Source organism: Nonomuraea sp. CA-218870 (genome assembly GCF_050936535.1).
GTDB lineage: Bacteria > Actinomycetota > Actinomycetes > Streptosporangiales > Streptosporangiaceae > Nonomuraea > Nonomuraea corallina.
Genome location: NZ_JBNJMN010000001.1, coordinates 2,609,673 through 2,633,213, shown reverse-complemented (window position 1 = coordinate 2,633,213; position 23,541 = coordinate 2,609,673). Strand labels below are relative to the sequence as shown.

Sequence of the window (23,541 nt, the reverse complement as noted above, 5' to 3'; positions counted from 1 at the left end):
TGCAACTCACTTGCCGGCGGCTTGCCGCGGCCCGGGGCGACTCACTCCTGCTCGGTCGCCGCCGTCACGACCTCGTCCTGACCGGCCCGGACCCGGCGCACCACCACCGTGCTGATCCGGTTGCGCCGCCCCGCCAGGCTCTCGGCGGTCAGCTCCAGCCCGGCCACCTCCGCCTGCGAGCCGGCGATCGGCACCCGGCCGAGCGCGTGCGCCAGCAGCCCGCCAACGGTCTCCACGTCGTCGACCTCGATCTCGGTGTCGAACAGCTCGCCCAACTCGTCGACCGGCATCCGCGCCGTCACCCGCACCGCGCCGTCGGGCATCGGCTCGACCCGGGGAGCCTCCTGGTCGTACTCGTCGGTGATCTCGCCGACGATCTCCTCCAGGACGTCCTCGATGGTGACCAGACCGGCGGTGCCGCCGTACTCGTCGATCACGATCGCCAGGTGGATCTGCCTGGCCTGCATCTCGCGCAGCAGCTCGTCGATCGGCTTGCTCTCCGGCACGTACGTCGCCGGCCGCATGATCGACTCGACCGTCTCCGTATCGCTGTCGCCGCCCGACTCGTGCACCCGTCTGGTGATGTCCTTCAGGTAGGCGATGCCGATCACGTCGTCCTCGTTCTCGCCGACCACGGGGACCCGCGAGAAACCGCTGCGCAACGCCAGCGACAGCGCCTGCCTGAGCGTCTTGCCGCGCTCGATGTAGACCATGTCGGTGCGCGGCACCATCACCTCGCGCACCAGCGTGTCACCCAGCTCGAAGACCGAATGGATCATCTCCCGCTCGTCGGGCTCGATCACCCGGCGCTCCTCAGCCAGGTCGACGAGGTCGCGCAGCTCGGCCTCCGACGTGAACGGGCCGTCGCGGAACCCCTTGCCCGGCGTGAGCGCGTTGCCCAGCAGGATGAGCAGCTTGGGCAGCGGGCCGAAGATCTTCGTCAGCCCGTACACCATCGGCGCGCTGGCCAGCGCGACCGGCTCGGCGTGCTGGCGGCCGAGCGTGCGCGGCATCACGCCCACGATCACGTAGCTCACCAGGATCATCACCGCCGCCGCCGCGAAGTAGGCCCAGCCCTGGTCGTCCATCAGGTCGATGAACAGCAGCGTCGCGATCACCGTCGCCACCAGCTCACAGCTCAGCCGGAGCAGCAGCAGCAGGTTGAGGTAACGCGGGGCGTCGGTGACGATGGCGTGCAGCCGCTCGGCGCCGCGCTTGCCATCGCGCACGGCCTCCTCTGCGCGCACCCGCGAGATCCGCGTCAGCGCCGTCTCCACGCTGGCGATCAGGCCACCGACCACGACGAGGACGATGGCCAACGGCAACCAGGCGTTCACCGCGAGCTGCGCACCTCCCGCCATGCTTCGAGCAACCGCGCCTGCAGGCCGAACATCTCCTTGTGCTCCTCCGGCTCGGCGTGATCGTAACCGAGCAGATGGAGGATGCCGTGGGTGCACAGCAGCTCGATCTCGTCCTGAGCGCTGTGACCGGCCTCCTCCGCCTGCCGGGCGGCGACCTGCGGACAGAGCACCACGTCACCCAGCAGCGCCGGGTCGGCGGGCCCTTCGGACTCGCCCCTCGCGCCGCCGGGCCGCAGCTCGTCCATCGGGAAGGCGAGCACGTCGGTCGGGCCCGGCTCACCCATCCACTTCTCGTGCAGCTCCGCCATGACGTCCTCGTCGACGACCACGAGCGACAGCTCGGCCAGCGGGTTGATGCCCATCTCGGCCAGCACGTGGGTGGACAGCGCGACGAGGCGTTCCTCGTCGACGCCCACCCCGGACTCGTTGTTGATCTCGATGCTCATCGCCGCTTACCCCGTTGCTGCTGGATCGATGGAGGCTCCCGCAGCGCGTCGTAGCGGCCGTAGGCGTCGACGATCTCGCTCACCAGCTTGTGACGCACCACGTCGGCGCTCGTCAGCCTGGAGAAGTGGATGTCGTCGATGCCGTCCAGGATCTCCTGGACCACCCGCAGGCCGCTGACCGTGCCGGCCGGCAGGTCGACCTGCGTGACGTCGCCGGTCACCACGATCTTGCTGTTGAAGCCGAGCCTGGTCAGGAACATCTTCATCTGCTCGGCCGAGGAGTTCTGGGCCTCGTCGAGGATGATGAAGGCGTCGTTGAGCGTGCGTCCGCGCATGTAGGCGAGGGGGGCGACCTCGATCGTGCCCGCGGCCATGAGCTTGGGGATGGAGTCGGGGTCGACCATGTCGTGCAGCGCGTCGTACAGCGGCCGCAGGTAGGGGTCGATCTTCTCGTAGAGCGTGCCGGGCAGGAAGCCCAGCCGCTCGCCGGCCTCGACCGCGGGGCGGGTGAGGATGATCCGGTTGACCCGCTTCTCCTGCAGCGCCCGCACCGCCTTGGCCATCGCCAGGTAGGTCTTGCCGGTGCCGGCGGGGCCGATGCCGAACACGACCGTGTGCTCGTCGATGGCGTCGACGTAGCGCTTCTGGTTGGCCGTCTTCGGGCGGATCGTGCGCCCGCGCGAGGACAGGATGTCGAGCGACAGCACCTCGGCCGGCCGCTCGGAGGTCATGCGGAGCATCGCGATGCTCCGCTCGACGGCGTCGGGGGTGAGGTCACCCCCGCTGCGCAGCACCTCGACGAGCTCCTCGAAGAGCCGCACGACCGTGCCGCTCTCGTCGGGGCTGCCGGTGACGGTGATCTCGTTGCCGCGCACGTGGATGTCGGCCTTGAAGGCGCCCTCGATGACGCGGAGCAGCTCGTCACGGGAGCCCAGGAGGCTGACCATCGGGTATTCGTCCGGAATCAGCACCTTGGCTTGAGTGCGCGATGGAGGTGCCGTGCGTCGGGATTCGTGTAGTTCGGACATGGGCAGGCCAGCGGGCCTGATGCCTCCGGGTCTCGATGTCTGTTCTTCTTTACCCATCGTATCCGGGGCCGGAGCGTTTCCTCGCGGCAATTTCAGCCCGGCGGCCACGTCAGGTCGCGACCGCCCAGAACGTGCGCGTGCACGTGGAACACGGTCTGCCCCGCGCCCGCGCCGGTGTTGAAGACGATCCGGTAGCCGCCCTCGGCCGCGCCCTCCTGGACGGCGACCGCGTGCGCGGCCTTGAGCACCTCGTCGGCCAGCCCCCGGTCGGCCTCGGCCAGCGCGGCGGCGTCGGCGTGGTGCTCCTTGGGGATGACGAGCACGTGGGTGGGCGCCTGCGGGTTGATGTCGCGGAACGCGAGCGCTCTGTCGGTCTCGAGGACGACCTCGGCCGGGATCTCCTTGGCCACGATCTTGCAGAACAGGCAGTCGGTCACCCGATCACCTTACCGATAGGGGTGACTCTCCCCTACGTAAGGCCGGGTGGTCTTGACCTGCCACGCCGCGGATCCGATGATCAGCGTTGCGAATCGGTGACCGGATCAGCCGTGGTGGCCGAAGATCCAACGGTTAGGGTGTGTGTGCACTACCAGAGCGACGATTTCAGCCACGGGCGAGACCACCTGGCGAGGACACAACTGGGTCATGCCCCCAAATCCGGAAGAGCGTAAACCGTCAGGGAAGGCCGCGCGTCCCACTGATGTGACCACCGAAACCCTCCTGGTCGACAGATCCATGGGGGCGGTGCCGGTCGGGTGGGACGCCGACATGGCCGTGACCGCGCTTTACAGCGCGCATTTTCGGTCATTGGTACGTCTCGCCGTGTTGCTGGTGCGCGACATGGCAACCGCGGAGGAAGTCGTGCAGGATGCGTTCGTCGCCATCCACGGCGCCTGGCGCCGGTTGCGCGACCCCGACAAAGCACTCGCCTACCTTCGGCAGTCCGTCGTCAACCGGTCCAGGTCCGTGCTGCGGCACCGGGCGGTCGTGGAGAAGTACGCCCCGAAGGGGATGCCCGACGCGCCGAGCGCCGAGCACGGCGCCATCGGCGAGTTCGAGCGGTCCGCGGTCATCGAAGCCCTGCGGGCGCTACCGTCACGCCAGAGGGAGGCACTGGTCCTTCGCTATTACGGTGATCTGTCCGAAGCCGAGATCGCCCACGCCATGGGCATCAGCAAGGGGGCGGTGAAGAGCCACACGGCACGTGGCATGGCCGCCCTGCGTTCCGTCCTGGAGAAGATGTCATGACCCAGCCCCCCGACGAGTACGGCGAGCTGCTGCGCCGTGCCCTCCGTGCGGAGGCGGACGCGGTCGTGCCCTCTCCGGACGGGCTCGACGTCATCCGTACGAAGATCGAACGGCGCGGCGCGCGCAACCTCTTCTGGTGGCGGACCGGCGCCGCCGCGGCCAGCGCGGTGCTGGTCGCGGCCACGATCGTGATGGTCGTGCCGGAGCTGCGCCACCGCGTCATCGAGGCGCCGATCCAGGAGGTGCGCAGCACCTCCAGCGTCACCCACCCGGCCAAGTCCTCCACCAGCCGGCCCGCCGCGCCCAAGTCGACGGTGCGCCAGAGCGAGCCGGTGGTCGTGCCGCCGGTGCCCTCCTCGGAGCCGCCGCCCGAGCAGCCGGCGCGCCCGTCGGAGACGGCCAGGTCCACCGCCAAGCCGACGCCCTCCCCCACCCCGACCCCCTGCCCCTCACCGGCCGACGGCCAGGCCGAGCCCCCGGCCGACTGCCCGGAAGCCGGCGACCCGCCGGCGCCGTCACCCACGGAGACGGAGACCTCGCCCACGGCGACGCCGTGCCCGGAGGAGGAGTGCTCGCCGCTGACCCCGGCCCCGAACCCTTCCGACATGCCCAGCCCCATGATGAGCGCCCACACCCCCTGACCTCCCACGTCACCAGCGCCCCGTACGGGTGAGCAGGACGGCCGCCGCGGCCAGCCCGGCCGTCGAGGTCCGCAGCACCGTGGACCCCAGCCGCACCGTCGCCGCCCCCGCCGCCCGGAACTCCTCCACCTCCCGCTCCGACACCCCGCCCTCGGGCCCCACCACCACGACGATGTCGCCGTCGGCCGGGAGCGTCACCTGGGACAGCGGCTCCGCGGCCTCCTCGTGCAGCACCAGCCCCAGCGCGGCCCCCGCCAGCAGCCTCACCGCCCCGCCCGTCGTGACCGGCTCGGTCACCTCGGGCAGATGGAACCGCCTGGCCTGTTTGCCCGCCTCCCGGGCGGTCGACTGCCAGCGCCGCAGCGCCTTGGCCGCCTTGTCGCCCTTCCACTGGGTGATGCTCCGCGACGCCTGCCAGGGCACGATCACGTCGACGCCCGCCTCGGTCATCATCTCGACCGCCAGCTCGCCCCGGTCCCCCTTCGGCAGCCCTTGGACGACGACCAGCCTCGGACCGGACGGCGCGACCTCGTACCTGGCGAGCACCTCGACCCGCAGCGAGTCCTTGAGCACCTCACGCACCACGCACTCGGCCACCGCCCCCGCGCCGTCGGTGAGATCCACCCGCTCCCCCGCGCGCAGCCGTCTGACGGTGGCCGCGTGACGCCCCTCGGGACCGCCGAGCACCAGCTCGGGCCCATCAAGCTCGTCCGACAGGAACACCGGAACCGTCACCAGGCACCTCGGATTCTCTACGTTACGCAGCAGCGCGGACACGCAGCGCAATATCGTGTCGCGTGCAGCCTTCCTGAGATCACTTTACGAGGGGTCGATGACCGTCTCTCCCGCACGCCGGCGTCGCCGTCCCGTGCGCATCAGAACGCGCCTCCTCCTCGTCCTGGCCGTGCCCACGCTGCTGCTGATCTCCGGGATGACCGCGCAGGCCGCCTCCCACCTGCGCGCCCGTACCGCCGCCGCCGAGACGGCCCGGCAGGCCGCGCTGGTGCTCACGGTGCAGAATCTCGTGCACGCCCTCCAGCGTGAGCGCACCCTCCTGACGGCGCTGCACGCCGGCGACAGCCGCGTCAGGGGCGACCTCACGACCGCCCGCCTGGCCACCGGCCGCTCCCGCGCCGCCCTCTCCCAGCTGCTCGCCGCCGCCCCACCCGCCGGAGCCGCTCCGGACGCCGCGGGCACGCCGTACGTCTCCGTGCGTCAGGCTCTGGCCCGGCTCCCCACCCTCGATCGCGCCCGTACCGCGACCCCGGCCCTGCCTCTGGCGCCCGAAACGCCCGCGGTTCCCGGCGGTCCGCCCCGCGCCCAGCGGTCCGCGTACGGACCGGAAACGCCCATGATCGGCCCTTTCGGCGCGCCGATCACCCCCGCACCCGCGCCGGGCCGGCCCTCGGCCTCGGCGAGCGCCGGCTCGGAAACGGTGGAAGCCGACGCGGCCGGCCGTCAGGAGGCGTGGCCGGGGGCCGACGACAAAGGGGCGACGGGTGGGGGGCCGGCGACCGATCGTGGGCCGGTGGCGCGCCGGGAGGTCTTCCAGGCGTTCACCGACGCCATCACGGAACTGACGGACGCCTCCTTCGCGAGCTCCCCCGTACCGGATGGATGGTCGGCCGGCTTCCTGTGGCCGGACGGCGTTTTCACAGGCACGCCGGTGCCGGGGTCGTTCGCGGAGACGGCCGGTCTGGGCGACCCGGCGCTGACGAGGCCCGCGCGAGCGCTGGAGACCATCAGCCGGGCCAAGGAGGCGGCCTCGCGGGAGCGGGCGGTGGTCACGGCGGCCTACGTGACAGGCGGGTTCCGCCCGTCCGAGTACGTCGCGTTCCTGGAGGCCAGGGCCTCCATGGCGGACGCCCTGGCCGCTTACCGGCGGGAGGCCGGCCCCGCCGGAGCGGCCGAGCTGGCCCGGGCCCAGCGGAGCCCGCAGGCGACCAGGACGGCGCGGCTGGAACGACGCGCCCTCGCCGCCCCGCCGGGCACCCGCTTGGCGGTTCGCCCGCGTACCTGGCTCGTCGCCAGCGGCGCCTACGTCAACGCCCTGCACTCCGTGCAGCGCTCGGCGGGGCAGGAGCTGCTCGCCCGCGCCGTGGCGGTCCGTGAACGCCACACCCGGCACCTGAGGTTCCTGACCGGCGCGGGGGCGGCGATCCTGCTGGTCATGGCCGCACTGGGCACGCTTCTCGCCCGCTCCATCCTGCGTCCTCTCCGCAGGCTCACCGGCGAGGCGACGGCACTGGCCCGCCACATCGCCATCCTGGAGGCCGAGCCGCACCACCCGGCCGGCTCCGTCGAACCTGGAGGCGCTCACCCCGCCCACCTGTGGCACGCCTACAACGCCTCCTTCCCGCCCGCCGCCGCTCCCTTCCGGGGCCGGCGCGAGAGGGACGGCCTGGGCCACGAGGCCGTACGCCTCCAGGCACGCGGCCACCTGGTCCCCCGCGCCCACCGCCGCGACAGGGAGCGCCGGCCCCAGGACGTGCTCGGCGCGCCGACGGACTCGCCTCCCACGAGCCCTTCGGACGAGGGCCCCATCCCCCCGTCCCGTGCCCCGCACCCGCCGAACCAGCTCGCGCATCGCCCGGACGGTCTCGATAGACATGAGACCCCGGACGCCGCACTCCCCGGCGGTCCCGGTACAGCACACGAAGGTCCCCGTCCCCAGAACGGTCCCGACGCGGGACGCGAGACCTCTGTCCCGGGTGAGGAGGGCTCGGGCGAGGTCGCCGTACGGGGGGAGTTCCCTGGCCGTGACAGCGCGGCTGGACCCGTCCCGGCGCGTGCGGACGGCGGGGCCCGCCGGGGCGAGTTCGGGCAGTTGGCCGGGGCGCTGATGGACCTGCACGAGGCGGCGGTGCGGATCGCCGCCTCGCGGGCGGCGATCCGCCAGGACGCGGCCGCGTCGCTGGGAGGGCTGGGGATGCGGCATCGGGATCTGGTGCACCGGCAGCTGACGTTCATCAGCGTGCTGCAGCGCAACGAGTCGGACCCGGCGGTGCTGGCGCGGTTGTGCGAGCTGGACCGCCTGACCAGCCGCCTGCGCAGGAACTCGGAGAGCCTGCTGGTCCTGACCGGAACGCGGGGGCGGCGGCGTTCGTCGGAGCCGGTGCCGGTGGACGAGGTGCTGCGGGCCGTGCTGGCCGAGGTCGAGGACCATCAGCGGGTGGCGCTGCGGGTGGTGGGCCGGGCGGACGTGCGGGGGCCGGTGGTGGCGGAGGTGGCCCACATGCTGGCGGAGCTGCTGGACAACGCGCTCGGCTACTCCGCGTCCGATGCGGAGGTGAACGTGGTGTCGCGGGCCTTGGAGAGTGAGTGCCGCATCATGATCTCCGACCAGGGGGTGGGGATGACGGCCGCGGAGCTCGCCACGGCCAACGCCCGGCTGCGCGGCGAACAGAGCTTCCTGGTGACGCCGACCCGCTGTCTGGGACACCACGTGGTCGGCAGGCTGGCGGAGCGGCTGGGCGTGCGGGTGTCGCTGCACAAGTCACCCGGCGGCGGCGTCACCGCGCTGGTGACCCTGCCGGAGGAACTCCTGGCCGTACGGCCCGCGCAGCTCGTCAAGGGCTCCCGCTGAGCGCCCCGGCCCGGACGGCGCACGGGGCGGTGCCGGATGGACGGACCCGCGCCCGGGTCGGTCCTGGTGGGCGCGGGTCGGGAGGTCGTCAGCGGCCGTTGAAGGCGTCGCGGAGCCGGGAGAAGAAGCCCTGCTGCCCGGGCGCGAACTTGCCCGGCGGGCGCTCCTCGCCGCGCAGCTTGGCCAGCTCGCGCAGCAGCTCCTCCTGGGCGGGGTCGAGCCTGGACGGGGTCTCCACGTTCACGTGGATGAGCAGGTCGCCGCGGCCGGTCTCGTTGAGTCGCTGCACGCCGCGCTGGAACATGGTGATGACCTGCCCCGACTGTGTGCCGGGCCGGACGTCGATCTCCTCGGCGCCGTCGAGGGTCTCGACCGTGAGCACGGTGCCGAGCGCGGCGGCCGTCATCGGGATCTGGACGGTGCAGTGGAGGTCGTCGCCGCGCCGTTCGTAGATCTCGTGGGGCCGTTCGACGATCTCCAGGAAGAGGTCGCCGGGCGGGCCGCCGCCGGGGCCGATCTCACCCTCGCCGGCGAGCTGGATGTGGGTGCCGTCCTCGACGCCCGCCGGGATGCGCACCTTGATCGTGCGGCGGGTGCGGACCCGCCCGTCGCCCGAGCACTCCTGGCACGGGTGGCGGATGATGCTGCCGAAGCCGCCGCACTGCGGGCACGGGCGCGTGGTCATGACCTGGCCCAGGAAGGACCGGGTGACCTGGGAGATCTCGCCGCGGCCGTTGCACATGTCGCAGGTGTCGGGGTGGGTGCCGGGGGCCGCGCCGGAGCCCGTGCACACCTCGCACAGCACCGCCGTGTCGACCGCCAGCTCGCGGGTGGTGCCGAACGCGGTCTCACGCAGGTCGAGCTCGACCCTGATGGTCGCGTTGCGGCCTCGGCGGGCGCGCGAGCGGGGGCCGCGGGCGCCGCCCGTGGCGGTGCCGAAGAACGCGTCCATGATGTCGCTGAAGGGGAAGCCGGCCCCGAAGCCGCCTCCCGGCGCGCCGGCCCCGGCGCCGCCGAACGGGTCGCCGCCCAGGTCGTACATCTGGCGCTTGTTCGGATCCGACAGCACCTCGTAGGCCTGCGTGATCTCCTTGAACCGCTCCTGAGTGGCGGGGTCAGGGTTCACGTCAGGGTGCAGCTCACGAGCCAGCCTGCGATAGGCCTTCTTGATCTCGTCCTGACTGGCGTCACGGCGCACCCCGAGGGCGGCGTAATAGTCGCTGTTTGCCACTTATCGACCTCTTAAGATGCAGCCAGAATCTGGCTGACGTAGCGTGCCACCGCGCGCACGGCGCCCATCGTCACGGGGTAGTCCATCCTGGTCGGGCCCAGCACGCCGAGCCGGGCCAGTTGATTGTCGCCTTGACCGTATCCCGTCGCGACGATGGACGTGCCCCGCAAACCTGTGTAGGCGTTCTCCGATCCGATGCGCACGGTGAGGGCGGAAGGTGTGTCGGAGGAAGTCTCGCCGAGCAGGCGCATGAGCACCACCTGCTCTTCCAGCGCTTCCAGCACGTCGCGCAGGCCGACGCTGAAGTCGGCGCCGGCGAGGTTGGCCGCTCCGGCGAACACGATCTTCTCGTCGTGCCGTTCGACGAGCGTCTCCAGCAGGACGGACAGGATCGTGGCCATCGCCGGCCGTTCCTCGATCGGCAGCCGCTGGGGCAGGTCGGCGACCAGCTCCGGCACACTGCTGAGGCCGCAGCCGTCGAGGCAGTCGTTGAGCACCCCGCGCATGTGGGCGATGCGGTGGTCCTCCACCACTTCGGGCAGCTCGACCACGCGCTGCTCGACGCGGCCCATGTTGGTGATCAGCACCAGCATGACCCGGCGGTCGTGCAGCGGCACCAGCTCGACGTGGCGCACGGTCGAGCGGTTGAGCGTCGGGTACTGCACGACGGCGACCTGCCGGGTGAGCTGCGCGAGCAGCCGGACCGTGCGCATGACCACGTCGTCGAGATCGACCGCTCCGGCGAGGAACGTCTCGATGGCCCGGCGTTCGGCGGCCGACAGCGGCTTGACCTGGGAGAGCCTGTCGACGAACAGGCGGTAGCCCTTGTCCGTCGGCACACGGCCGGCGCTGGTGTGGGGCTGGGTGATGTAGCCCTGCTCCTCCAGCGCGGCCATGTCGTTTCTGACCGTCGCCGGTGAGACCTTCAGATTGTGACGCTCCGCGAGCGCCTTGGAACCCACTGGCTCGTTGGTTGACACGTAGTCTTCGACAATGGCGCGTAGCACCGCGAGTTTACGATCGTCGAGCACGTGCGCACCTCCTACCGCGACTTTCAGGGAAACGCCAGGCCTAGCACTCTGTGTTCCCGAGTGCCAAGTGTACGGCTCTCGCCCACAGGGTGCGATAACTCGGTTGTCCTCGCTGCTGCTGGCGTGCGTCAAGGACAAGCCTCACACTTGCCGACATGACCGACAAAACACCAGAGAATCCAGTCGATCCACCCTCCGGTCAGGGTTCCCCTTTCGGCCAGTCTTCTCAGGATGAGCCTTCCCCGTACGCACCGCCACAGCACCAATCCGGCACAAACCCGTACGGACCAATCCCCGATTACGGCCCGGACGATCCGCAGTCGCAGGCCGGTCCCCCCGGGCCCCAGCCCCAGCCGGGCGCCTTCGGGACTCCTCCGCAGTCCGACCCTTTCGGATCTCCGCCGCCTTCCGGACCTTACGGGCCTCCTCAGTCCGGCCCGTACGAGCAGCCGCAGTCGGGCCCCTACGGGCCTCAGCCCCAGACCGGGCCGTACGGAGCCCAGCCCCAGGGCGGCGCGTACGGACCCCAGCCTCAGTCGGGGCCGTACGGATTCCAGTCGCAGGCCGGTCAGTACGGGCCCCACCCCCAGTCCGGAGCGTACGGCCCGCCACCGCAGTCAGGACCGTACGGCGGCCCGCCCCAGCCGGGTTCCTTCGGAGCGCCACCCGGGGCCGGGCCTTACGGCGGGAGCCCGTACGGGCAGGCCGGTCCCGGGTACGGCGGGCCGCAGCAGTACGGTCAGCCGCCGTTCGGGCAGGCCGGGGCGCCCGTGGACGCGAAGGAGGTGCGCCCGCGCCTGTGGTGGATCGCCGCCGCCTGGGGCGTCGCGGTCGTGTGCGTGGTGGCGGGCGTGTTCGTGTTCGTCAACGGTGTGGCGAACACGGTCACCGACATGGCCCCGACCACGACCTTCGCCGCCGGCGAGCAGGTCTCGGTGTCGCTCGACCCCGAGGAGCGGCCGGCCGTCTACATCGCCGCCCAGGGCCGGGCGGCGTTCACCTGCGAGATCTCCGGCGGCCCCGGCCAGGCGCGGCTGGTCAACACGCCGGGCCGGCAGACCGTCACCGACGGCGGCCGGACGTGGGAGCAGATCCTGCTGGTCAACGCGCCCACCGCGGGCGACTACCAGCTCACCTGCGCCGTCCAGGGCGAAGCAGGTCAGGATGCAGGTCAGGATGCGGGTCAGGAGGTGCAGTTCGGCGTGGGCAGGGACGCGCTCTCGGTCGCGGGCGGGCTCGTCGGCGGAGTGGCCGCGCTGCTGCTCATCCCCGGCATCGGCGTGCTCAGCGCGATCATCGTGACAGTGGTGGTGCTGGTACGGCGGAGGAGCCATCGCAGACGCCTCGCGGCCGTCGGGTGATTTGCTACGGTCCCCGGTGTGTACGACGGAGATGTTCTCGCGGGAAACTGGCGGCGTCCGGGCAAGGGCAAGATCCCTCAGGTGCCCGCCGAGCCCGACCTGGTCGTGGAGGACGCCGAGAGCGGGTTCTGCGGCGCGGTGGTGGCCTGTGACAAGGAGGCGGTGACGCTGGAGGACCGCTTCGGCAAGCGGCGGCTGTTCCCGCTGGCGCCGGCCGCGTTCCTGCTGGAAGGACGGGTCGTGACGCTGGTGCGGCCGCGGGCCGCCGCGTCGCCGGCCCTCCGGCGCAGCGCGTCGGGGTCGATCGCGGTCGAGGGCCTGCGCGCCCGGGTCGCCAGGGAGAGCCGCATCTACGTCGAAGGCGTCCACGACGCGGCGCTGGTGGAGAAGATCTGGGGTCACGACCTGCGGGTCGAAGGCGTGGTCGTGGAATATCTGGAGGGCGTCGACGACCTGCCCGCGATCGTCGAGGAGTTCGGCCCCGAGCCGGGACGCAGGCTCGGGGTCCTGGTCGACCACCTCGTGCCGGGTTCCAAGGAGAGCCGCATCGCGGCCCAGGTGACGTCTCCGGACGTGCTCGTGGTGGGTCACCCGTACGTGGACATCTGGCAGGCGGTCAAGCCCTCCGCGGTGGGCATCCGGGCGTGGCCGCAGGTGCCGCGCGGGGTGCCGTGGAAGGAGGGTGTGATCGCCGCCCTGGGCTGGCGGATGGAGCCGCCCGAGGCGTGGCGGCGCATTCTGGGCGCCGTCTCGACCTACACCGACCTGGAGCCGGAGCTGCTCGGCCGGGTCGAAGAACTGATCGACTTCGTTACGGAGACCTCATGACCCAGGACACGAAATGACCCAGGACACGAACCAGCCGCCCGACGACGACGCGACCCGCCGCTTCCCCCCGGGCCGGCCGGGTCAGGGGTACGGGCCGCAGCCCGGTCATGGTCAACAGCCGGGAGCCCAGCCCGGCTACGGACAGCAGCCGGGGTCCGAGCCCTACGGCTACGGGCAACAGCCCGGGTCCGAGCCCGGCTACGGCTATGGACAGCAGCCCGGGTCCGAGCCCGGCTACGGCTATGGACAGCAGCCGGGGTCCGAGCCCGGCTACGGGTACGGGCAACAGCCCTGGTCCCAGCCCGGATCACCGCCGGACTACGGCCGGCCAGGGCCTCAGCCGGGCTATGGGTACGGGCAACAGCCGTCGCCCGGTTATCCGCCGCCCCCGTACGGCCACGCCGCTCCCCACCAGCGGCCCCAGCATGTCCCCGGCGCTTACGGCCCGCGCCCCGGCACGGACGACACCAGCATGGCCATGCTCTCCCACCTGCTGGGCCTGCTGATCTCCTGGGTCGGCCCGTTGATCATCTATCTGATGAGGAGGGACGAGTCCCCGTACGTCAGGGACCAGTCGGCCGAGGCGCTGAACTTCCAGATCACCATGTTCATCGGCTACATGGTCTCCGCGCTGCTGACGATCGTCCTGATCGGCATCCTGTTGCTGCCGATCGTGTGGATCGTGGCCCTGATCTTCCAGATCCAGGCCGCCATCGCGGCGCAGCGGGGCGAGAACTACCGCTATCCGATCAACATCCGCCTCATCACGTGAGCAGGTCGCGGACGAGCGCGTCGGCCAGGAGCCGGCCGCGCAGCGTGAGGACCATGCGCCCGGTCTTGAACGCCTCCGGCTCCAGCAGCCCGTCGGCCAGCGCCGCCGCCACCTTCGGACGGGCCCGCGGCGCCACGGCGGCCAGCGGGTAGCCGGAGTCGAGCCTCAGCTCCAGCATGAGCCGCTCGGTGTCGCGGTCCTCGGCGGTGAGCTCCTCGCGGGCGTGGGCGGGAGACAGCCCGGCGGTCAGGCGCTGGGCGTAGGCGGCGGGGTGCTTGACGTTCCACCAGCGGGTGCCGCCTACGTGGCTGTGGGCGCCGGGGCCGACCGCCCACCAGTCGCCGCCGGTCCAGTAGAGCAGGTTGTGGCGGCAGCGGGCGGCGTCGGTGGTGGCCCAGTTGGACACTTCGTACCAGCCGTACCCGGCCCCGCCCAGCATCTCGTCGGCGATCAGGTAGCGGTCGGCGGCCACGTCGTCGTCGGGCATCGGCAGCTCGCCGCGCCGGATCCGGGCGGCCAGGCGGGTGCCGTCCTCGACGATGAGCGAGTAGGCCGAGACGTGGTCGGGCTCGGCCTCGATGGCCGCGGCCAGGGAGGCGCGCCAGTCGTCGTCGGTCTCGCCCGGGGTGCTGTAGATCAGGTCGAGGTTGACGTGGGCGAACCCGGCTTTCCTGGCCTCCAGGACGGCCTGCCCGGCGCGGCCCGGGGTGTGCTGCCGGTCGAGCACCCGCAGCACGTGCTCACGGGCGCTCTGCATGCCGAAGCTGATCCTGTTGAAGCCGCGCTCGCGCAGCTCTTCGAGGGAGCGCGGGTCGACGGACTCGGGGTTGGCCTCGGTCGTCACCTCGGCGCCGGCCGCGAGGCCGAACTCGGCGTCGACGGCCGCCAGGATCCTGCCCAGGTCGCGGGCGGGCAGCAGGGTGGGGGTGCCGCCGCCGAAGAACACCGTCCGGACCGGCAGCTCGGCCTCCCCGAGCACCCGCCGCGCGAGCCGTACCTCCGCTATGGCGGTGTCGGCGTAGTCGCGGTGTGAGGCGCCCGGCCCGAGCTCGGCGGCGGTGTAGGTGTTGAAGTCGCAGTAGCCGCAGCGCGTCACGCAGAACGGGACGTGCACGTAGAAGCCGAACGGCCGATCGCCGAGGCCGCGCAGCGCGCTCTCGGGCAGTTCGCCGGAGGCGGGCGCGGGATCTCCGTCAGGCAGCGTGGATGGCACGTCTCCAGTCTGCCCGTTCCCATTGACTGCCCGATCCAGGAGTTCTACGATCCGGGGCAACTTATAGGAAAGTTTCCTATAAGTCAGGAGGCGCACCCCCGTGAAGAAGAGCATTCTCCTCGCCCTCTCCGTCCTGCTGTCCCTGACCGCGGTCGCCCTGCCGGCCGAGGCCAGGGGAGACCGCTTCAAGCGCGTCGCGTACTTCATCCAGTGGGGCGTCTACGGACGCGACTACCACGTCAAGGACGTCGACACCAGTGGAGCCGCCGCGAAGCTCACCCACATCAACTACGCCTTCGGCTTCGTCGACGCCGAGGGCGCCTGCTACTCCCCCGACCCGTGGGCCGACTGGCAGCGGCCGGTGCCCGCCGAGCAGAGCGTGGACGGCGTCGCCGACGAGCCCGGTCAGGCCCTGAACGGCAACCTCAACCAGCTCCGCAAGCTCAAGGCCAAGCACCCCCGGCTGAAGACGCTCATCTCGCTGGGCGGCTGGACCGGCTCCAAGCACTTCTCCGACGCCGTGCTCACCCCCGAGTCCCGCGCCAGGCTGGCGAGTTCCTGCATCGACCTGTGGCTGCGCGGCAACCTGCCGGGCCTGCCGCCCGGCACGGCCGCGGGCGTGTTCGACGGCATCGACCTCGACTGGGAGTGGCCCGGCTCGTCCGGCGCCGAGGGCAACGTCATCCGGCCGGAGGACAAGCGGAACTTCACCCTGTTCCTGGAGGAGCTCCGCGCCCAGCTCGACGCGTACTCCCGCGACGCCGAGCTCACCGCGTTCCTCCCGGCGGCCGCGGCCAAGATCGACGCTGGGTTCGAGGTGCGGCGGGTGTTCGACCTGCTCGACTTCGCCACCGTCCAGGGGTATGACCTGCGCGGCACGTGGGAGTCGCGGACCGGGCACCAGGCCAACCTGCTCACCGACAGGCGCGACCCGAACGAGGTCCGCTACAGCGTCGACCAGACGGTCCGCGACTACGTGCGCCGCGGCGCCCCTGCCCGCAAGCTCGTGATCGGCGTCCCCGCGTACGGCCAGGGCTGGACCGGCGTCACCGGCGGCGGCAAGGGGCTCTACCAGCCGGCCACCGGCCCCGCCCCCGGCAAGTGGGCCGCCGGCGTCGAGGACTACAAGGACCTCGTGGCCAAGCCCGGCAGGCGCTACCGCGATCTGGCCACCGGCGCGCTCTGGCTGTACGACGGCAACGAGTTCTGGTCGTACGACGACCCGGCGATGATGTTGCAGAAGGCGGCGTACATCCGGCTCAAAGGGCTGGGCGGCGCCATGATGTGGTCCATCGACCAGGACGACTCCCGCGCCTCGCTGACCACGGCCCTGCACACGGTCCTGAAGTGACGCCCGCACGTTGAACCCTCCCGCGTGGGTGCGCCCACGCGGGAGGACCCTCAGCCGCGATCAACCGTCGTCCCCGCAGACCGCCCACCCGCCCGGCACCGTCCCGACCCGCCCGACCCGCCCGACCCGTTCGTCGCCGTCCGTGCTTGGGCCGCGCTACGAAGGCACGCCGAGGACGCGCGCGGCGACCCGGTCCCACCGCTCGTCCCGCTCAGGGAGGGCCAGCACGCGGCGCAGGAGCTCCTCATCACCGTGGTAGGCCAGGGAGGACTCCGCCACCGTCACGCCCACCGCCGGGCGGTGGAGCACCTTCACCTCGTCCCCTGCTCCCAGCTCCCCCGGCTCCAGCACCTTGAGGTAGGCGCCGGGACGGCGGGCCTCGGTGAAGCGCCTGACCCAGCGGGGCTCGTCCAGCCAGTTGCGGAAGACCACGCACGGGACGCGCGGGCCGGTGACCTCCAGAAGAGCGGTGCCGATCCGCCAGCGTTCCCCGAGCAGCGCGCCGTTGACGTCGAGCCCCGAGGTCGTGAGGTTCTCGCCGAACCGGCCGTCGCGCAGCTCGCGGCCCAGCTCCCGCTCCCACCAGTCGTAGTCCTCCCTGGCGTAGGCGTAGACGGCCTGGCCGGGAGAGCCGTGGCTGGGCTTGTCGGCCCGCTCGTCGCCGGCCAGCCCGTCGGCCAGGACCGCCACGCGGTGCGGCACCGGCCTCTTGTCGATGGCCGTGCGCTTCAGCTTTCCGGCCCACTCGGCCTCGACGGTGTGCCCGACATTTACGGAGATGACACGCATGGGGTGACGCTAGCGGAGCCTCCTCGTCCGGAGCGATCGGAATATCAGGCCGGACGAGCGACCTCCTCGGCCTCGCCGGACCCGTCGTCGGCCAGCTCTAACAGGGCCTCCAGCGCGACCTGGCGCGCCTCCTCCGTGGACGCCCCCCGCTCCCCGAAACACTCGGCCGCCATGTCGAGCAGCGCCGTCACCACCACGGCGTCGGGATAGGGCACGTCGACCGCCACCTTGCCGTCATCGCCCAGCACCGCCGGCCTCAGGTGGAGCCGGAGCAACCGCCGCGTCTCCTCCGCCACGGCGACCCCCAGCAACGCGGCACGCTCCATCCGCTCGACCGTCATCATCTCACCCTCCAGTCGCACTGGTGTTCGGACGACCAAGCTAACGGGAACCACTGACAAAACGCCGGGAGGCGGGTCCCGCGTCGCGAGCTCGCTCCTGAACCGCGCGCCGGTGGTGATCGTCTCAGGGGCATGAGAAGCAGGGGCATGAGAAGAAGTTGGGCCGCCGCTGCGGCGCTGGCGCTCTCCGCATGCGGCGGCACGGGGGTTCACCAAGCGGCCGAGACCACGCCGACGACCGCGGCCACGGGAACCACCCCGGCCACCAGGGACATCCCAGCCACCGTGGCCACGGCCTCGGACGACCGGCCCGCCGCTGAACCGGCCGCTCCCGGCCGTCCTGTCGCCCAGTGGCTGCGGGTGGGCGGGCTGGCCGCACCCGGCCTCGGCGCCGTCCGCCCTCCGACGCTGGTGGTCTACGCCGACGGCCGGGCCATCGCCGGCGCGGCCCACGAACTCCGCCTGCCGCCTGCCGAGGTGGAAGCCCTGGTCAAGGCCCTGGATCAGGATCTGGCCGGGCAACCCGCCACCGCCTCGCCCCGGCCCGGCTCGCCGACGTTCCATGACGCGCCCATGACGATCCTCGGCGTGGACGGCGGGGGCGGGATGCGGGAGGTGCACGTGCCGTACCTGGAGCACGCCGCGAGCCGCTACGACGCCGCGCTCCTCACCGCCCGCGACCGTCTCTCCCACCTGGCGGCCCGCGTCACCGCGCGGGGCCGGACCTACTCCACCGATCGCGTACGCCTGTCCGCCGAACGGCTCGCCTCCTCCGAGACGACCGCCGAGCCCCTGCCGGAGGGTGTGCCCCTGCCGCCCGAAACGCAGGCGACCTCGGCGCGCAAGGACTACAAGGGCCACAAGGCGACCGCCATCACCCGGCTGGTACCGGGCGACGGGTCATGGCACGTCTACCGCCTGCCGACCGGCGGGCATCTCGCGCTGTCGTGGCGCTACCTGCTCCCCCACGAGTGAGCGAACCCCGTCGACTGCGAAAGCGGCACCGGATGCGATCGCCAGGCAATCGCTACCGATCGATGGGCGATGGAGAGCATGGACACACAGAGGCTGCAGTCCGGGCTGCGCCTGGTCGCACGCGGCCTGGAAGAGGTCGCGGCGGCGCTCGGCGAGCACGACCCGGCGAGCGAGGACGAGCGGACGGCCCGGGTCATCCAGGAATGGGGGCGCCGCGGGCTCACCCAGGAGGCCTCGGAGCTGTTCCAGCGCCACGGGTTCGCCCCCCAGACCACCGGCGGCTGGGCGCGCGGCGACTGGGCCGAGATCGGCGACGACGGGCTGCGCTACCTCACCGGCAAGTCGCACCGCTGGCTGGAGGAACGGCGATGAGCTTCTCCGTCCGCGTCACCGTACGCGGCTACGAGATCGACGTGCAGGGCCACCTCAACAACGTCGTCTACCACCAGTACGGCGACCACGCCCGCTGGGAGTTGCTACGCGCGGCCGGGATCGGGGCGGACGACCTGCGCAGGAGCGGCGTCGGCCCGGTCACGCTGGAGAACACCATCCGCTACCTCCGCTAGCTCCGCGCGGGCGGCGAGGTGGACGTGACGTGCGCGTTCGAGTGGGGTGAGGGCAAGACGTTCCGGGTGCGGCAGGAGTTCCTGCGCCCCGGCGGAGAGCCGGTCGCCGAGCTGACGGGCGTCGGCGGGCTGCTCGACCTGCGCGCGCGGCGGCTGGTCCACGACCCGAAGGCCCGCTGGCGGGAGCTGGCGGCCTCACCCGAGCTGCTGGGCCTCTGACGGCCGGCGCCCGCACCCGCGCGACGCTGGCTAGGCTCGGGATGTGGATGACAAGATCATCGAGGTTCGCGGCGCCACGGTCGAACTCGAAGGCGTTCCCGTGCTGCGAGACCTGAGCCTGATGGTCGAGCGCGGCGAGGTGGTGGCCGTCGTCGGCCCCAACGGGTCGGGGAAGTCGACCCTGCTGCGCTGCCTGGGCGGGCTGGTGCCGGTGTCCGCCGGGTCGGTCGAGGTGTTCGGCGCGCCTCCGGTCGACGGGCCCGCCTTCTGGCGCCGGGTGGCGTGGGCGGCCGACGAGCCGGCCTGGTATCCGGGGCTCACCGCCCGTGAGCACCTGGAGCTGATGCGGGCCGTCCACGGCGAGCCCCGGCTGGAGGTCGAGGCGGCCCTGGAGGTGTTCGGGCTGGTGGAACGGGCCGACGCTCCCCCGCTCAACCTGTCCACCGGCCAGCGCCAGCGCCTCGCCCTGGCCGCCGCGCTGCTCAGACCCAGCGAGCTCCTCCTGCTCGACGAGCCCGAGCGCGGCCTCGACGCCGCCTTCCGCGAGCGGCTCGGCGCGCTGCTGACCGGCTACGCCGCCGTCGGCGGCACCGTCGTGACGGCCACCCACGACGCCGCTCTCGCCACCGGCGCCCACCAGGTCTTCCCGGGCAACCAACCGACCACCTGACGCGGACTCCGCACCAAGCCCCACCCGACCGTCGACGGACGGGGCCCGCTCCTTTTCGCCACCCCGCCGCGCGGACGCCCGGCAGGCCGATCTGATCTCCGATGGGAAACCCCGCATGAACGACGTCACCGACGCCCGGCTCGTACGCGCGTTCGTCCGGTCGCGGCGGCGCCGGCCGGTCACCCTGCTCGACCGGTACGTCTCCGTCTTCATGCTGGCCATCGCCGTGGCCGTCTTCGGCAACCCGGTGACGACGGCCGTGGCGGGGCTGGCCGGGCAGGTGGAGGCCGGACGGACGGGGCCGGGGGTGGCGCTGGTGATGCTGGCGCTGGCCGGGTTCCTGGCGGTGGGCCGGGCGGCGGGCCCCGTGGTGCTGCCGGCCACCGACGCCTCCTGGCTGCTGCTGTCGCGCGTCGGCCGCCGGGGGCTGCTCGGGCGGCCCGTCAGGATTCTCGCCGTGGTCACCCTGGCCGCCGGGGCGCTGCTCGGGCTGGCGCTGCTGACCGCGCTGGGCGCTCCCGACCAGCTCGTCTGGCGGCTGCTCGCCGCGGTGGTGCTGGGGATGTCGGCGAGCGCCGGCGGGATGGCGCTGGCGGTGCTCGGCCAGGGGTCGCAGGCGTCGCAGACCTGGATGACGGTCGCGCTGGCGGCGCTGCTCGTGCTGGCCGTGGCGGCGGCCGCCGGCGCGGCGCGCGGGCCGCTCGCCGCGGTCGCCGCCGCGCCGGCCCAGGCCCTCGGCGCCGCCGCGGCGGGCGCGCTGGTGTCCGCCGCCCTTCTGGTACGTCACGCGTGGACATCACTCGACCGGATACCGGCCGGCACCTTGATGGGCGCGGCGACGCGGGCACGCCACCTGACCACGGCGGCGGTGCGGCTGGACCCCGGGGCGCTCACCTGGGCGGCCGAGGACAACCACTGGCGGGCCAGGCGCCTGCGCTCCCGGCGCTGGCCCTCACTGCCCGCCCCGCTCGCGCTGGCCTGGCAGGACTGGCGTCGCGTGGCGCGCCGCCCCGGCCGCCTGGCGCTGACGGCGGCCACCACCGCCCTCCCGGCCCTTCTCGCCCAGGCCGTCGGCTCCGCCTCCGCGGCCGGCGTTCCCGCGGGCGCGCTCAGCGAGGAGACACTCGCGGGCCCGGGGGCCGAGGACGTCGCCGGACTCGTGAGCACGCTGGGACCGGCTGCGGCGCTGCTGGCGGGGGCGCTGGCCGTCGCGGCGAGCGCGGTGGCCGGGGCCCGCCGGGATGCCGGCAATCCGGCGCTGGCCCGGCTGGCCGCCGTGGACCCGCGCGCCGCGCTGCTGGCCCGCGCCCTGCTGCCCGCCCTGCTGGCGGGCGCCTGGACGGCCGCCGCGCTGGGCTGGCTCGCGGCGGCCGGGGCATGGCAGGGCCCCTGGTGGGCGTTCGGGCCGCTGGTCGCGCCCGCGCTGGCGGCGGGCGCGCTCCGGATGGCGCGCAGGCCGCCGGTGGACCACTCGCTGCCGCTGTTCGACACGCCCATGGGCGCCGTCCCCATGGGTCCGGCGCTGTGGGCGGCCACCGGCCCGGACCTGGCGCTGCTCGGCTGCCTGCCGGCGCTGGCCGCGCTGGTCAGCCGGCCGGCGGACCTGTCGGGCCATCTGGCCGCCCAGGCGGTCGCCGGGCTGGCCGCGCTCCTCGCGTACGCGTACCGGCAGCGGCGGTAGGGCCTACTTCTTGGTCTTGTCGGAGCCGGAGTCGGTCGACAGGGCGGCCACGAACGCCTCCTGCGGCACCTCGACCCGGCCGACCATCTTCATCCGCTTCTTGCCTTCCTTCTGCTTCTCCAGCAGCTTGCGCTTACGGGAGATGTCGCCGCCGTAGCACTTGGCCAGGACGTCCTTGCGGATGGCGCGGATGTTCTCGCGGGCGATGACGCGGGCGCCGATCGCGGCCTGGATCGGCACCTCGAACTGCTGCCTGGGGATCAGCTCGCGCAGCTTCTTGGCCATCTCGGTGCCGTAGGCGTAGGCCTTGTCGCGGTGGACGATGGCGCTGAAGGCGTCGACCGGCTCACCCTGCAGCAGGATGTCGACCTTGACCAGGTCGGACTCCTGCTCCCCGGCCGGCTCGTAGTCGAGCGAGGCGTAACCGCGGGTGCGCGACTTGAGCTGGTCGAAGAAGTCGAAGATGATCTCGCCAAGCGGGAGCGTGTAGCGGATCTCGACGCGGTCCTCCGACAGGTAGTCCATGCCGAGGAGCTGGCCGCGCCGCCCCTGGCAGATCTCCATGATCGCGCCGATGAACTCGGACGGGGCCAGGATCGTCGACTTGGTGACCGGCTCGAAGACCTGCGCGATCTTGCCGCCGGTGGGGAACTCCGACGGGTTGGTGACGGTCAGCTCGCTGCCGTCCTCCATGACCACGCGGTAGATCACGTTGGGCGCGGTGGAGATCAGCGACAGGCCGAACTCGCGCTCCAGCCGCTCGCGCACGATCTCCATGTGGAGCAGGCCGAGGAACCCGACGCGGAAGCCGAACCCGAGCGCCGCCGACGTCTCCGGCTCGTAGACGAGCGCGGCGTCGTTGAGCTGCAGCTTGTCGAGCGCCTCGCGCAGCTCGGGGTACTCGTCGCCGTCGATCGGGTAGAGACCGGAGAACACCATGGGCTTGGGGTGCTCGTAGCCGGCGAGCATCTCCTTGGCCGGCTTGACGGCGGAGGTGACGGTGTCGCCGACGCGCGACTGGCGGACGTCCTTCACGCCGGTGATCAGATAACCCACCTCGCCGACGCCGAGGCCGAGCTCGGCGGGGTTCGGCTCGGGCGAGATGACGCCGATCTCCAGCGTCTCGTGGGTGGCGGCGGTCGACATCATGAGGATGCGCTCGCGCTTGCCCAGATGGCCGTCGAACACGCGCACGTACGTGACGACGCCCCGGTAGGTGTCGTAGACGGAGTCGAAGATGAGCGCGCGGGCGGCCGAGTCGGCCCGGCCGATCGGGGCCGGCACCTCCTGGACGACGTGGTCGAGCAGCTCGCGCACGCCCTCGCCGGTCTTGCCCGAGACGCGCAGCACGTCGGACGGGTCGCAGCCGATCAGACCGGCCAGCTCCTCGGCGAACTTCTCCGGCTGCGCCGCCGGCAGGTCGATCTTGTTGAGCACCGGGATGATGTGGAGGTCGGCGTTCATCGCCAGGTAGAGGTTGGCCAGCGTCTGCGCCTCGATGCCCTGGGCGGCGTCGACGAGCAGGACCGCGCCCTCGCACGCCTGCAGCGACCGCGACACCTCGTAGGTGAAGTCGACGTGACCAGGCGTGTCGATCATGTTGAGCACGTGCCCGTCCCACGGCAGCCGGACCGCCTGCGACTTGATCGTGATGCCGCGCTCGCGCTCGATGTCCATCCTGTCGAGATACTGAGCGCGCATGGAGCGGTCGTCGACCACCCCCGTGATCTGCAGCATCCGGTCGGCAAGCGTGGACTTGCCGTGGTCGATATGCGCGATGATGCAGAAGTTGCGGATCAACGCGGGGTCTGTCTGGCCAGGCTGAGTGCGCACCGAAGTCCGTTCCGACAGGTTTGAGGTCAAGCGTCTTTCATGGTGACATGCCCGGATGATGCTCCGAACCGTCCTGCGCCGCGGCCTGCGCCTGATCGCGCTCGCCTTGGTCGTCGTGGTCGCGCTGATCGGCGTCTTGGCCGCCGCGTTCCGCCTCCAGTTTACCGGGGCTCCGGCGGGCTGGGCGATGAGCACCGGCAACGACGCCCTCTGGCTGGGTCACATGTGAGTCGACGGCCGGCGGGACGAGCAGGACGTGCGCGTCCTCGCCGAGCGCCTGCGGACCACGGATGTCAAGGATCTGTACGTCCACTCCGGCCCGTTCGGGCTGGACGGGCGGCTCGACCCGGCCAGGCATCCGGAGGCGCCG

At 72.2% G+C, this 23,541-nt stretch carries 25 protein-coding genes; 14 read left to right on the top strand and 11 right to left on the bottom strand.

Translation table 11 applies throughout. The annotated features are described in order from the left end of the window. Positions 1 to 41: 41 nt before the first annotated feature. The 4 genes from ACQEUU_RS12885 to ACQEUU_RS12870 all read right to left on the bottom strand — a co-directional run bounded on the left by ACQEUU_RS12885 (position 42) and on the right by ACQEUU_RS12870 (position 3,272). On the bottom strand, positions 42 to 1,361 hold the full coding sequence (locus tag ACQEUU_RS12885) for a hemolysin family protein (RefSeq protein WP_433064738.1): 1,320 nt from the start codon (positions 1,359 to 1,361) through the stop codon (positions 42 to 44). Then, positions 1,334 to 1,807 carry an rRNA maturation RNase YbeY gene (gene ybeY / locus ACQEUU_RS12880; RefSeq protein ID WP_270155499.1) on the bottom strand — a complete coding sequence of 158 codons (474 nt, stop codon included), beginning with the start codon at positions 1,805 to 1,807 and terminating at the stop codon, positions 1,334 to 1,336. Before ybeY ends, ACQEUU_RS12885 begins: the two co-directional genes overlap by 28 nt. Next, positions 1,804 to 2,835: a PhoH family protein gene (locus tag ACQEUU_RS12875; RefSeq protein ID WP_433064734.1), complete on the bottom strand. Its 1,032-nt coding sequence runs from the start codon at positions 2,833 to 2,835 to the stop codon at positions 1,804 to 1,806. Before ACQEUU_RS12875 ends, ybeY begins: the two co-directional genes overlap by 4 nt. Before the next feature lie 92 nt (positions 2,836 to 2,927). Further along, positions 2,928 to 3,272, bottom strand: a complete 345-nt coding sequence (locus ACQEUU_RS12870) for a histidine triad nucleotide-binding protein (protein WP_270155496.1) — start codon at positions 3,270 to 3,272, stop codon at positions 2,928 to 2,930. 298 nt (positions 3,273 to 3,570) lie between these two features. On the opposite strand from ACQEUU_RS12870, the gene ACQEUU_RS12865 reads away from it, so the two are divergent. Both ACQEUU_RS12865 and ACQEUU_RS12860 read left to right on the top strand, forming a co-directional pair. Then, positions 3,571 to 4,083: a SigE family RNA polymerase sigma factor gene (locus ACQEUU_RS12865; RefSeq protein ID WP_270155523.1), complete on the top strand. Its 513-nt coding sequence runs from the start codon at positions 3,571 to 3,573 to the stop codon at positions 4,081 to 4,083. Further along, a complete protein-coding gene (locus ACQEUU_RS12860; RefSeq protein ID WP_433064731.1) occupies positions 4,080 to 4,724 on the top strand; it encodes a hypothetical protein in 645 nt (214 codons plus the stop codon). Before ACQEUU_RS12865 ends, ACQEUU_RS12860 begins: the two co-directional genes overlap by 4 nt. A gap of 9 nt (positions 4,725 to 4,733) precedes the next feature. Here ACQEUU_RS12860 and ACQEUU_RS12855 read toward each other — a convergent pair whose 3' ends face one another. Further along, positions 4,734 to 5,459 carry a 16S rRNA (uracil(1498)-N(3))-methyltransferase gene (locus ACQEUU_RS12855; RefSeq protein ID WP_433064728.1) on the bottom strand — a complete coding sequence of 242 codons (726 nt, stop codon included), beginning with the start codon at positions 5,457 to 5,459 and terminating at the stop codon, positions 4,734 to 4,736. A gap of 133 nt (positions 5,460 to 5,592) precedes the next feature. Here ACQEUU_RS12855 and ACQEUU_RS12850 point away from each other — a divergent pair, with 133 nt between their 5' ends. Beyond that, complete coding sequence (locus ACQEUU_RS12850; RefSeq protein WP_433064725.1) at positions 5,593 to 8,310, top strand: nitrate- and nitrite sensing domain-containing protein; 2,718 nt, start codon at positions 5,593 to 5,595, stop codon at positions 8,308 to 8,310. Between the two features lie 88 nt (positions 8,311 to 8,398). Here ACQEUU_RS12850 and dnaJ read toward each other — a convergent pair whose 3' ends face one another. Next, positions 8,399 to 9,541 carry a molecular chaperone DnaJ gene (dnaJ, locus tag ACQEUU_RS12845; RefSeq protein WP_433064722.1) on the bottom strand — a complete coding sequence of 381 codons (1,143 nt, stop codon included), beginning with the start codon at positions 9,539 to 9,541 and terminating at the stop codon, positions 8,399 to 8,401. Between the two features lie 11 nt (positions 9,542 to 9,552). Further along, positions 9,553 to 10,572, bottom strand: a complete 1,020-nt coding sequence (hrcA, locus tag ACQEUU_RS12840) for a heat-inducible transcriptional repressor HrcA (protein WP_433064719.1) — start codon at positions 10,570 to 10,572, stop codon at positions 9,553 to 9,555. 770 nt (positions 10,573 to 11,342) lie between these two features. On the opposite strand from hrcA, the gene ACQEUU_RS12835 reads away from it, so the two are divergent. From ACQEUU_RS12835 to ACQEUU_RS12825, 3 genes are read left to right on the top strand one after another with little or no spacing between them, the layout of a single operon-like run. Next, positions 11,343 to 11,933, top strand: coding sequence for a hypothetical protein (locus ACQEUU_RS12835; protein ID WP_433064716.1), 591 nt, complete (start codon positions 11,343 to 11,345; stop codon positions 11,931 to 11,933). 18 nt (positions 11,934 to 11,951) lie between these two features. Next, on the top strand, positions 11,952 to 12,761 hold the full coding sequence (locus tag ACQEUU_RS12830) for a DUF3097 domain-containing protein (RefSeq protein WP_433064713.1): 810 nt from the start codon (positions 11,952 to 11,954) through the stop codon (positions 12,759 to 12,761). Positions 12,762 to 12,774: 13 nt separating this feature from the next. Continuing rightward, positions 12,775 to 13,533, top strand: coding sequence for a DUF4870 domain-containing protein (locus ACQEUU_RS12825; protein WP_433064710.1), 759 nt, complete (start codon positions 12,775 to 12,777; stop codon positions 13,531 to 13,533). On the opposite strand, the gene hemW is transcribed toward ACQEUU_RS12825, so the two are convergent. Further along, positions 13,526 to 14,746 (bottom strand): radical SAM family heme chaperone HemW, encoded by a 1,221-nt coding sequence (gene hemW, locus ACQEUU_RS12820; RefSeq protein ID WP_433064707.1) that lies wholly within the window; start codon positions 14,744 to 14,746, stop codon positions 13,526 to 13,528. The genes ACQEUU_RS12825 and hemW overlap by 8 nt on opposite strands. A 100-nt stretch (positions 14,747 to 14,846) precedes the next feature. Here hemW and ACQEUU_RS12815 point away from each other — a divergent pair, with 100 nt between their 5' ends. After that, entirely contained in the window at positions 14,847 to 16,097 is a 1,251-nt protein-coding gene (locus tag ACQEUU_RS12815) for a glycoside hydrolase family 18 protein (RefSeq protein ID WP_433064705.1), read from the top strand. Between the two features lie 156 nt (positions 16,098 to 16,253). Here the strand turns inward: ACQEUU_RS12815 and ACQEUU_RS12810 are convergent, their stop codons facing one another. After that, positions 16,254 to 16,886 carry an MOSC domain-containing protein gene (locus tag ACQEUU_RS12810; RefSeq protein WP_433064702.1) on the bottom strand — a complete coding sequence of 211 codons (633 nt, stop codon included), beginning with the start codon at positions 16,884 to 16,886 and terminating at the stop codon, positions 16,254 to 16,256. 44 nt (positions 16,887 to 16,930) lie between these two features. After that, positions 16,931 to 17,230, bottom strand: a complete 300-nt coding sequence (locus ACQEUU_RS12805) for a hypothetical protein (protein ID WP_433064699.1) — start codon at positions 17,228 to 17,230, stop codon at positions 16,931 to 16,933. 144 nt (positions 17,231 to 17,374) lie between these two features. On the opposite strand from ACQEUU_RS12805, the gene ACQEUU_RS12800 reads away from it, so the two are divergent. The 6 genes from ACQEUU_RS12800 to ACQEUU_RS12775 all read left to right on the top strand — a co-directional run bounded on the left by ACQEUU_RS12800 (position 17,375) and on the right by ACQEUU_RS12775 (position 21,338). Beyond that, positions 17,375 to 18,202 carry a hypothetical protein gene (locus tag ACQEUU_RS12800; protein WP_433064697.1) on the top strand — a complete coding sequence of 276 codons (828 nt, stop codon included), beginning with the start codon at positions 17,375 to 17,377 and terminating at the stop codon, positions 18,200 to 18,202. A gap of 78 nt (positions 18,203 to 18,280) precedes the next feature. After that, the gene (locus tag ACQEUU_RS12795) at positions 18,281 to 18,574 is read left to right on the top strand and encodes a hypothetical protein (RefSeq protein ID WP_433064694.1); all 294 of its coding nucleotides are present in this window, start codon (positions 18,281 to 18,283) and stop codon (positions 18,572 to 18,574) included. After that, entirely contained in the window at positions 18,571 to 18,768 is a 198-nt protein-coding gene (locus ACQEUU_RS12790; protein ID WP_433064692.1) for an acyl-CoA thioesterase, read from the top strand. The genes ACQEUU_RS12795 and ACQEUU_RS12790 overlap by 4 nt, the downstream gene beginning before the upstream one ends. 24 nt (positions 18,769 to 18,792) lie before the next feature. Then, positions 18,793 to 18,987, top strand: a complete 195-nt coding sequence (locus ACQEUU_RS12785) for a hypothetical protein (protein WP_433064690.1) — start codon at positions 18,793 to 18,795, stop codon at positions 18,985 to 18,987. A gap of 43 nt (positions 18,988 to 19,030) precedes the next feature. Further along, a complete protein-coding gene (locus ACQEUU_RS12780) occupies positions 19,031 to 19,657 on the top strand; it encodes an ABC transporter ATP-binding protein (RefSeq protein ID WP_433064687.1) in 627 nt (208 codons plus the stop codon). 115 nt (positions 19,658 to 19,772) lie between these two features. Next, entirely contained in the window at positions 19,773 to 21,338 is a 1,566-nt protein-coding gene (locus ACQEUU_RS12775) for a DUF6297 family protein (RefSeq protein WP_433064684.1), read from the top strand. A gap of 3 nt (positions 21,339 to 21,341) precedes the next feature. Here ACQEUU_RS12775 and lepA read toward each other — a convergent pair whose 3' ends face one another. Further along, complete coding sequence (gene lepA, locus ACQEUU_RS12770; RefSeq protein WP_433064681.1) at positions 21,342 to 23,171, bottom strand: translation elongation factor 4; 1,830 nt, start codon at positions 23,169 to 23,171, stop codon at positions 21,342 to 21,344. 55 nt (positions 23,172 to 23,226) lie between these two features. On the opposite strand from lepA, the gene ACQEUU_RS12765 reads away from it, so the two are divergent. Beyond that, entirely contained in the window at positions 23,227 to 23,400 is a 174-nt protein-coding gene (locus ACQEUU_RS12765; protein ID WP_433064679.1) for a hypothetical protein, read from the top strand. The last annotated feature ends 141 nt before the right edge of the window (positions 23,401 to 23,541 follow it).

Coding starts and splice junctions, on each gene's coding strand:
- ACQEUU_RS12795 (WP_433064694.1), top strand. CDS start 18,281: ATGGACACACAGAGGCTGCAGTCCGGGCTGCGCCTGGTCGCACGCGGC.
- ACQEUU_RS12775 (WP_433064684.1), top strand. CDS start 19,773: ATGAACGACGTCACCGACGCCCGGCTCGTACGCGCGTTCGTCCGGTCG.
- ACQEUU_RS12875 (WP_433064734.1), bottom strand. CDS start 2,835: ATGTCCGAACTACACGAATCCCGACGCACGGCACCTCCATCGCGCACT.
- ACQEUU_RS12825 (WP_433064710.1), top strand. CDS start 12,775: ATGACCCAGGACACGAACCAGCCGCCCGACGACGACGCGACCCGCCGC.
- ACQEUU_RS12765 (WP_433064679.1), top strand. CDS start 23,227: ATGATGCTCCGAACCGTCCTGCGCCGCGGCCTGCGCCTGATCGCGCTC.
- ACQEUU_RS12885 (WP_433064738.1), bottom strand. CDS start 1,361: ATGGCGGGAGGTGCGCAGCTCGCGGTGAACGCCTGGTTGCCGTTGGCC.
- ACQEUU_RS12805 (WP_433064699.1), bottom strand. CDS start 17,230: ATGATGACGGTCGAGCGGATGGAGCGTGCCGCGTTGCTGGGGGTCGCC.
- ACQEUU_RS12790 (WP_433064692.1), top strand. CDS start 18,571: ATGAGCTTCTCCGTCCGCGTCACCGTACGCGGCTACGAGATCGACGTG.
- ybeY (WP_270155499.1), bottom strand. CDS start 1,807: ATGAGCATCGAGATCAACAACGAGTCCGGGGTGGGCGTCGACGAGGAA.
- ACQEUU_RS12800 (WP_433064697.1), top strand. CDS start 17,375: ATGAGAAGAAGTTGGGCCGCCGCTGCGGCGCTGGCGCTCTCCGCATGC.
- ACQEUU_RS12810 (WP_433064702.1), bottom strand. CDS start 16,886: ATGCGTGTCATCTCCGTAAATGTCGGGCACACCGTCGAGGCCGAGTGG.
- ACQEUU_RS12860 (WP_433064731.1), top strand. CDS start 4,080: ATGACCCAGCCCCCCGACGAGTACGGCGAGCTGCTGCGCCGTGCCCTC.
- ACQEUU_RS12865 (WP_270155523.1), top strand. CDS start 3,571: ATGGGGGCGGTGCCGGTCGGGTGGGACGCCGACATGGCCGTGACCGCG.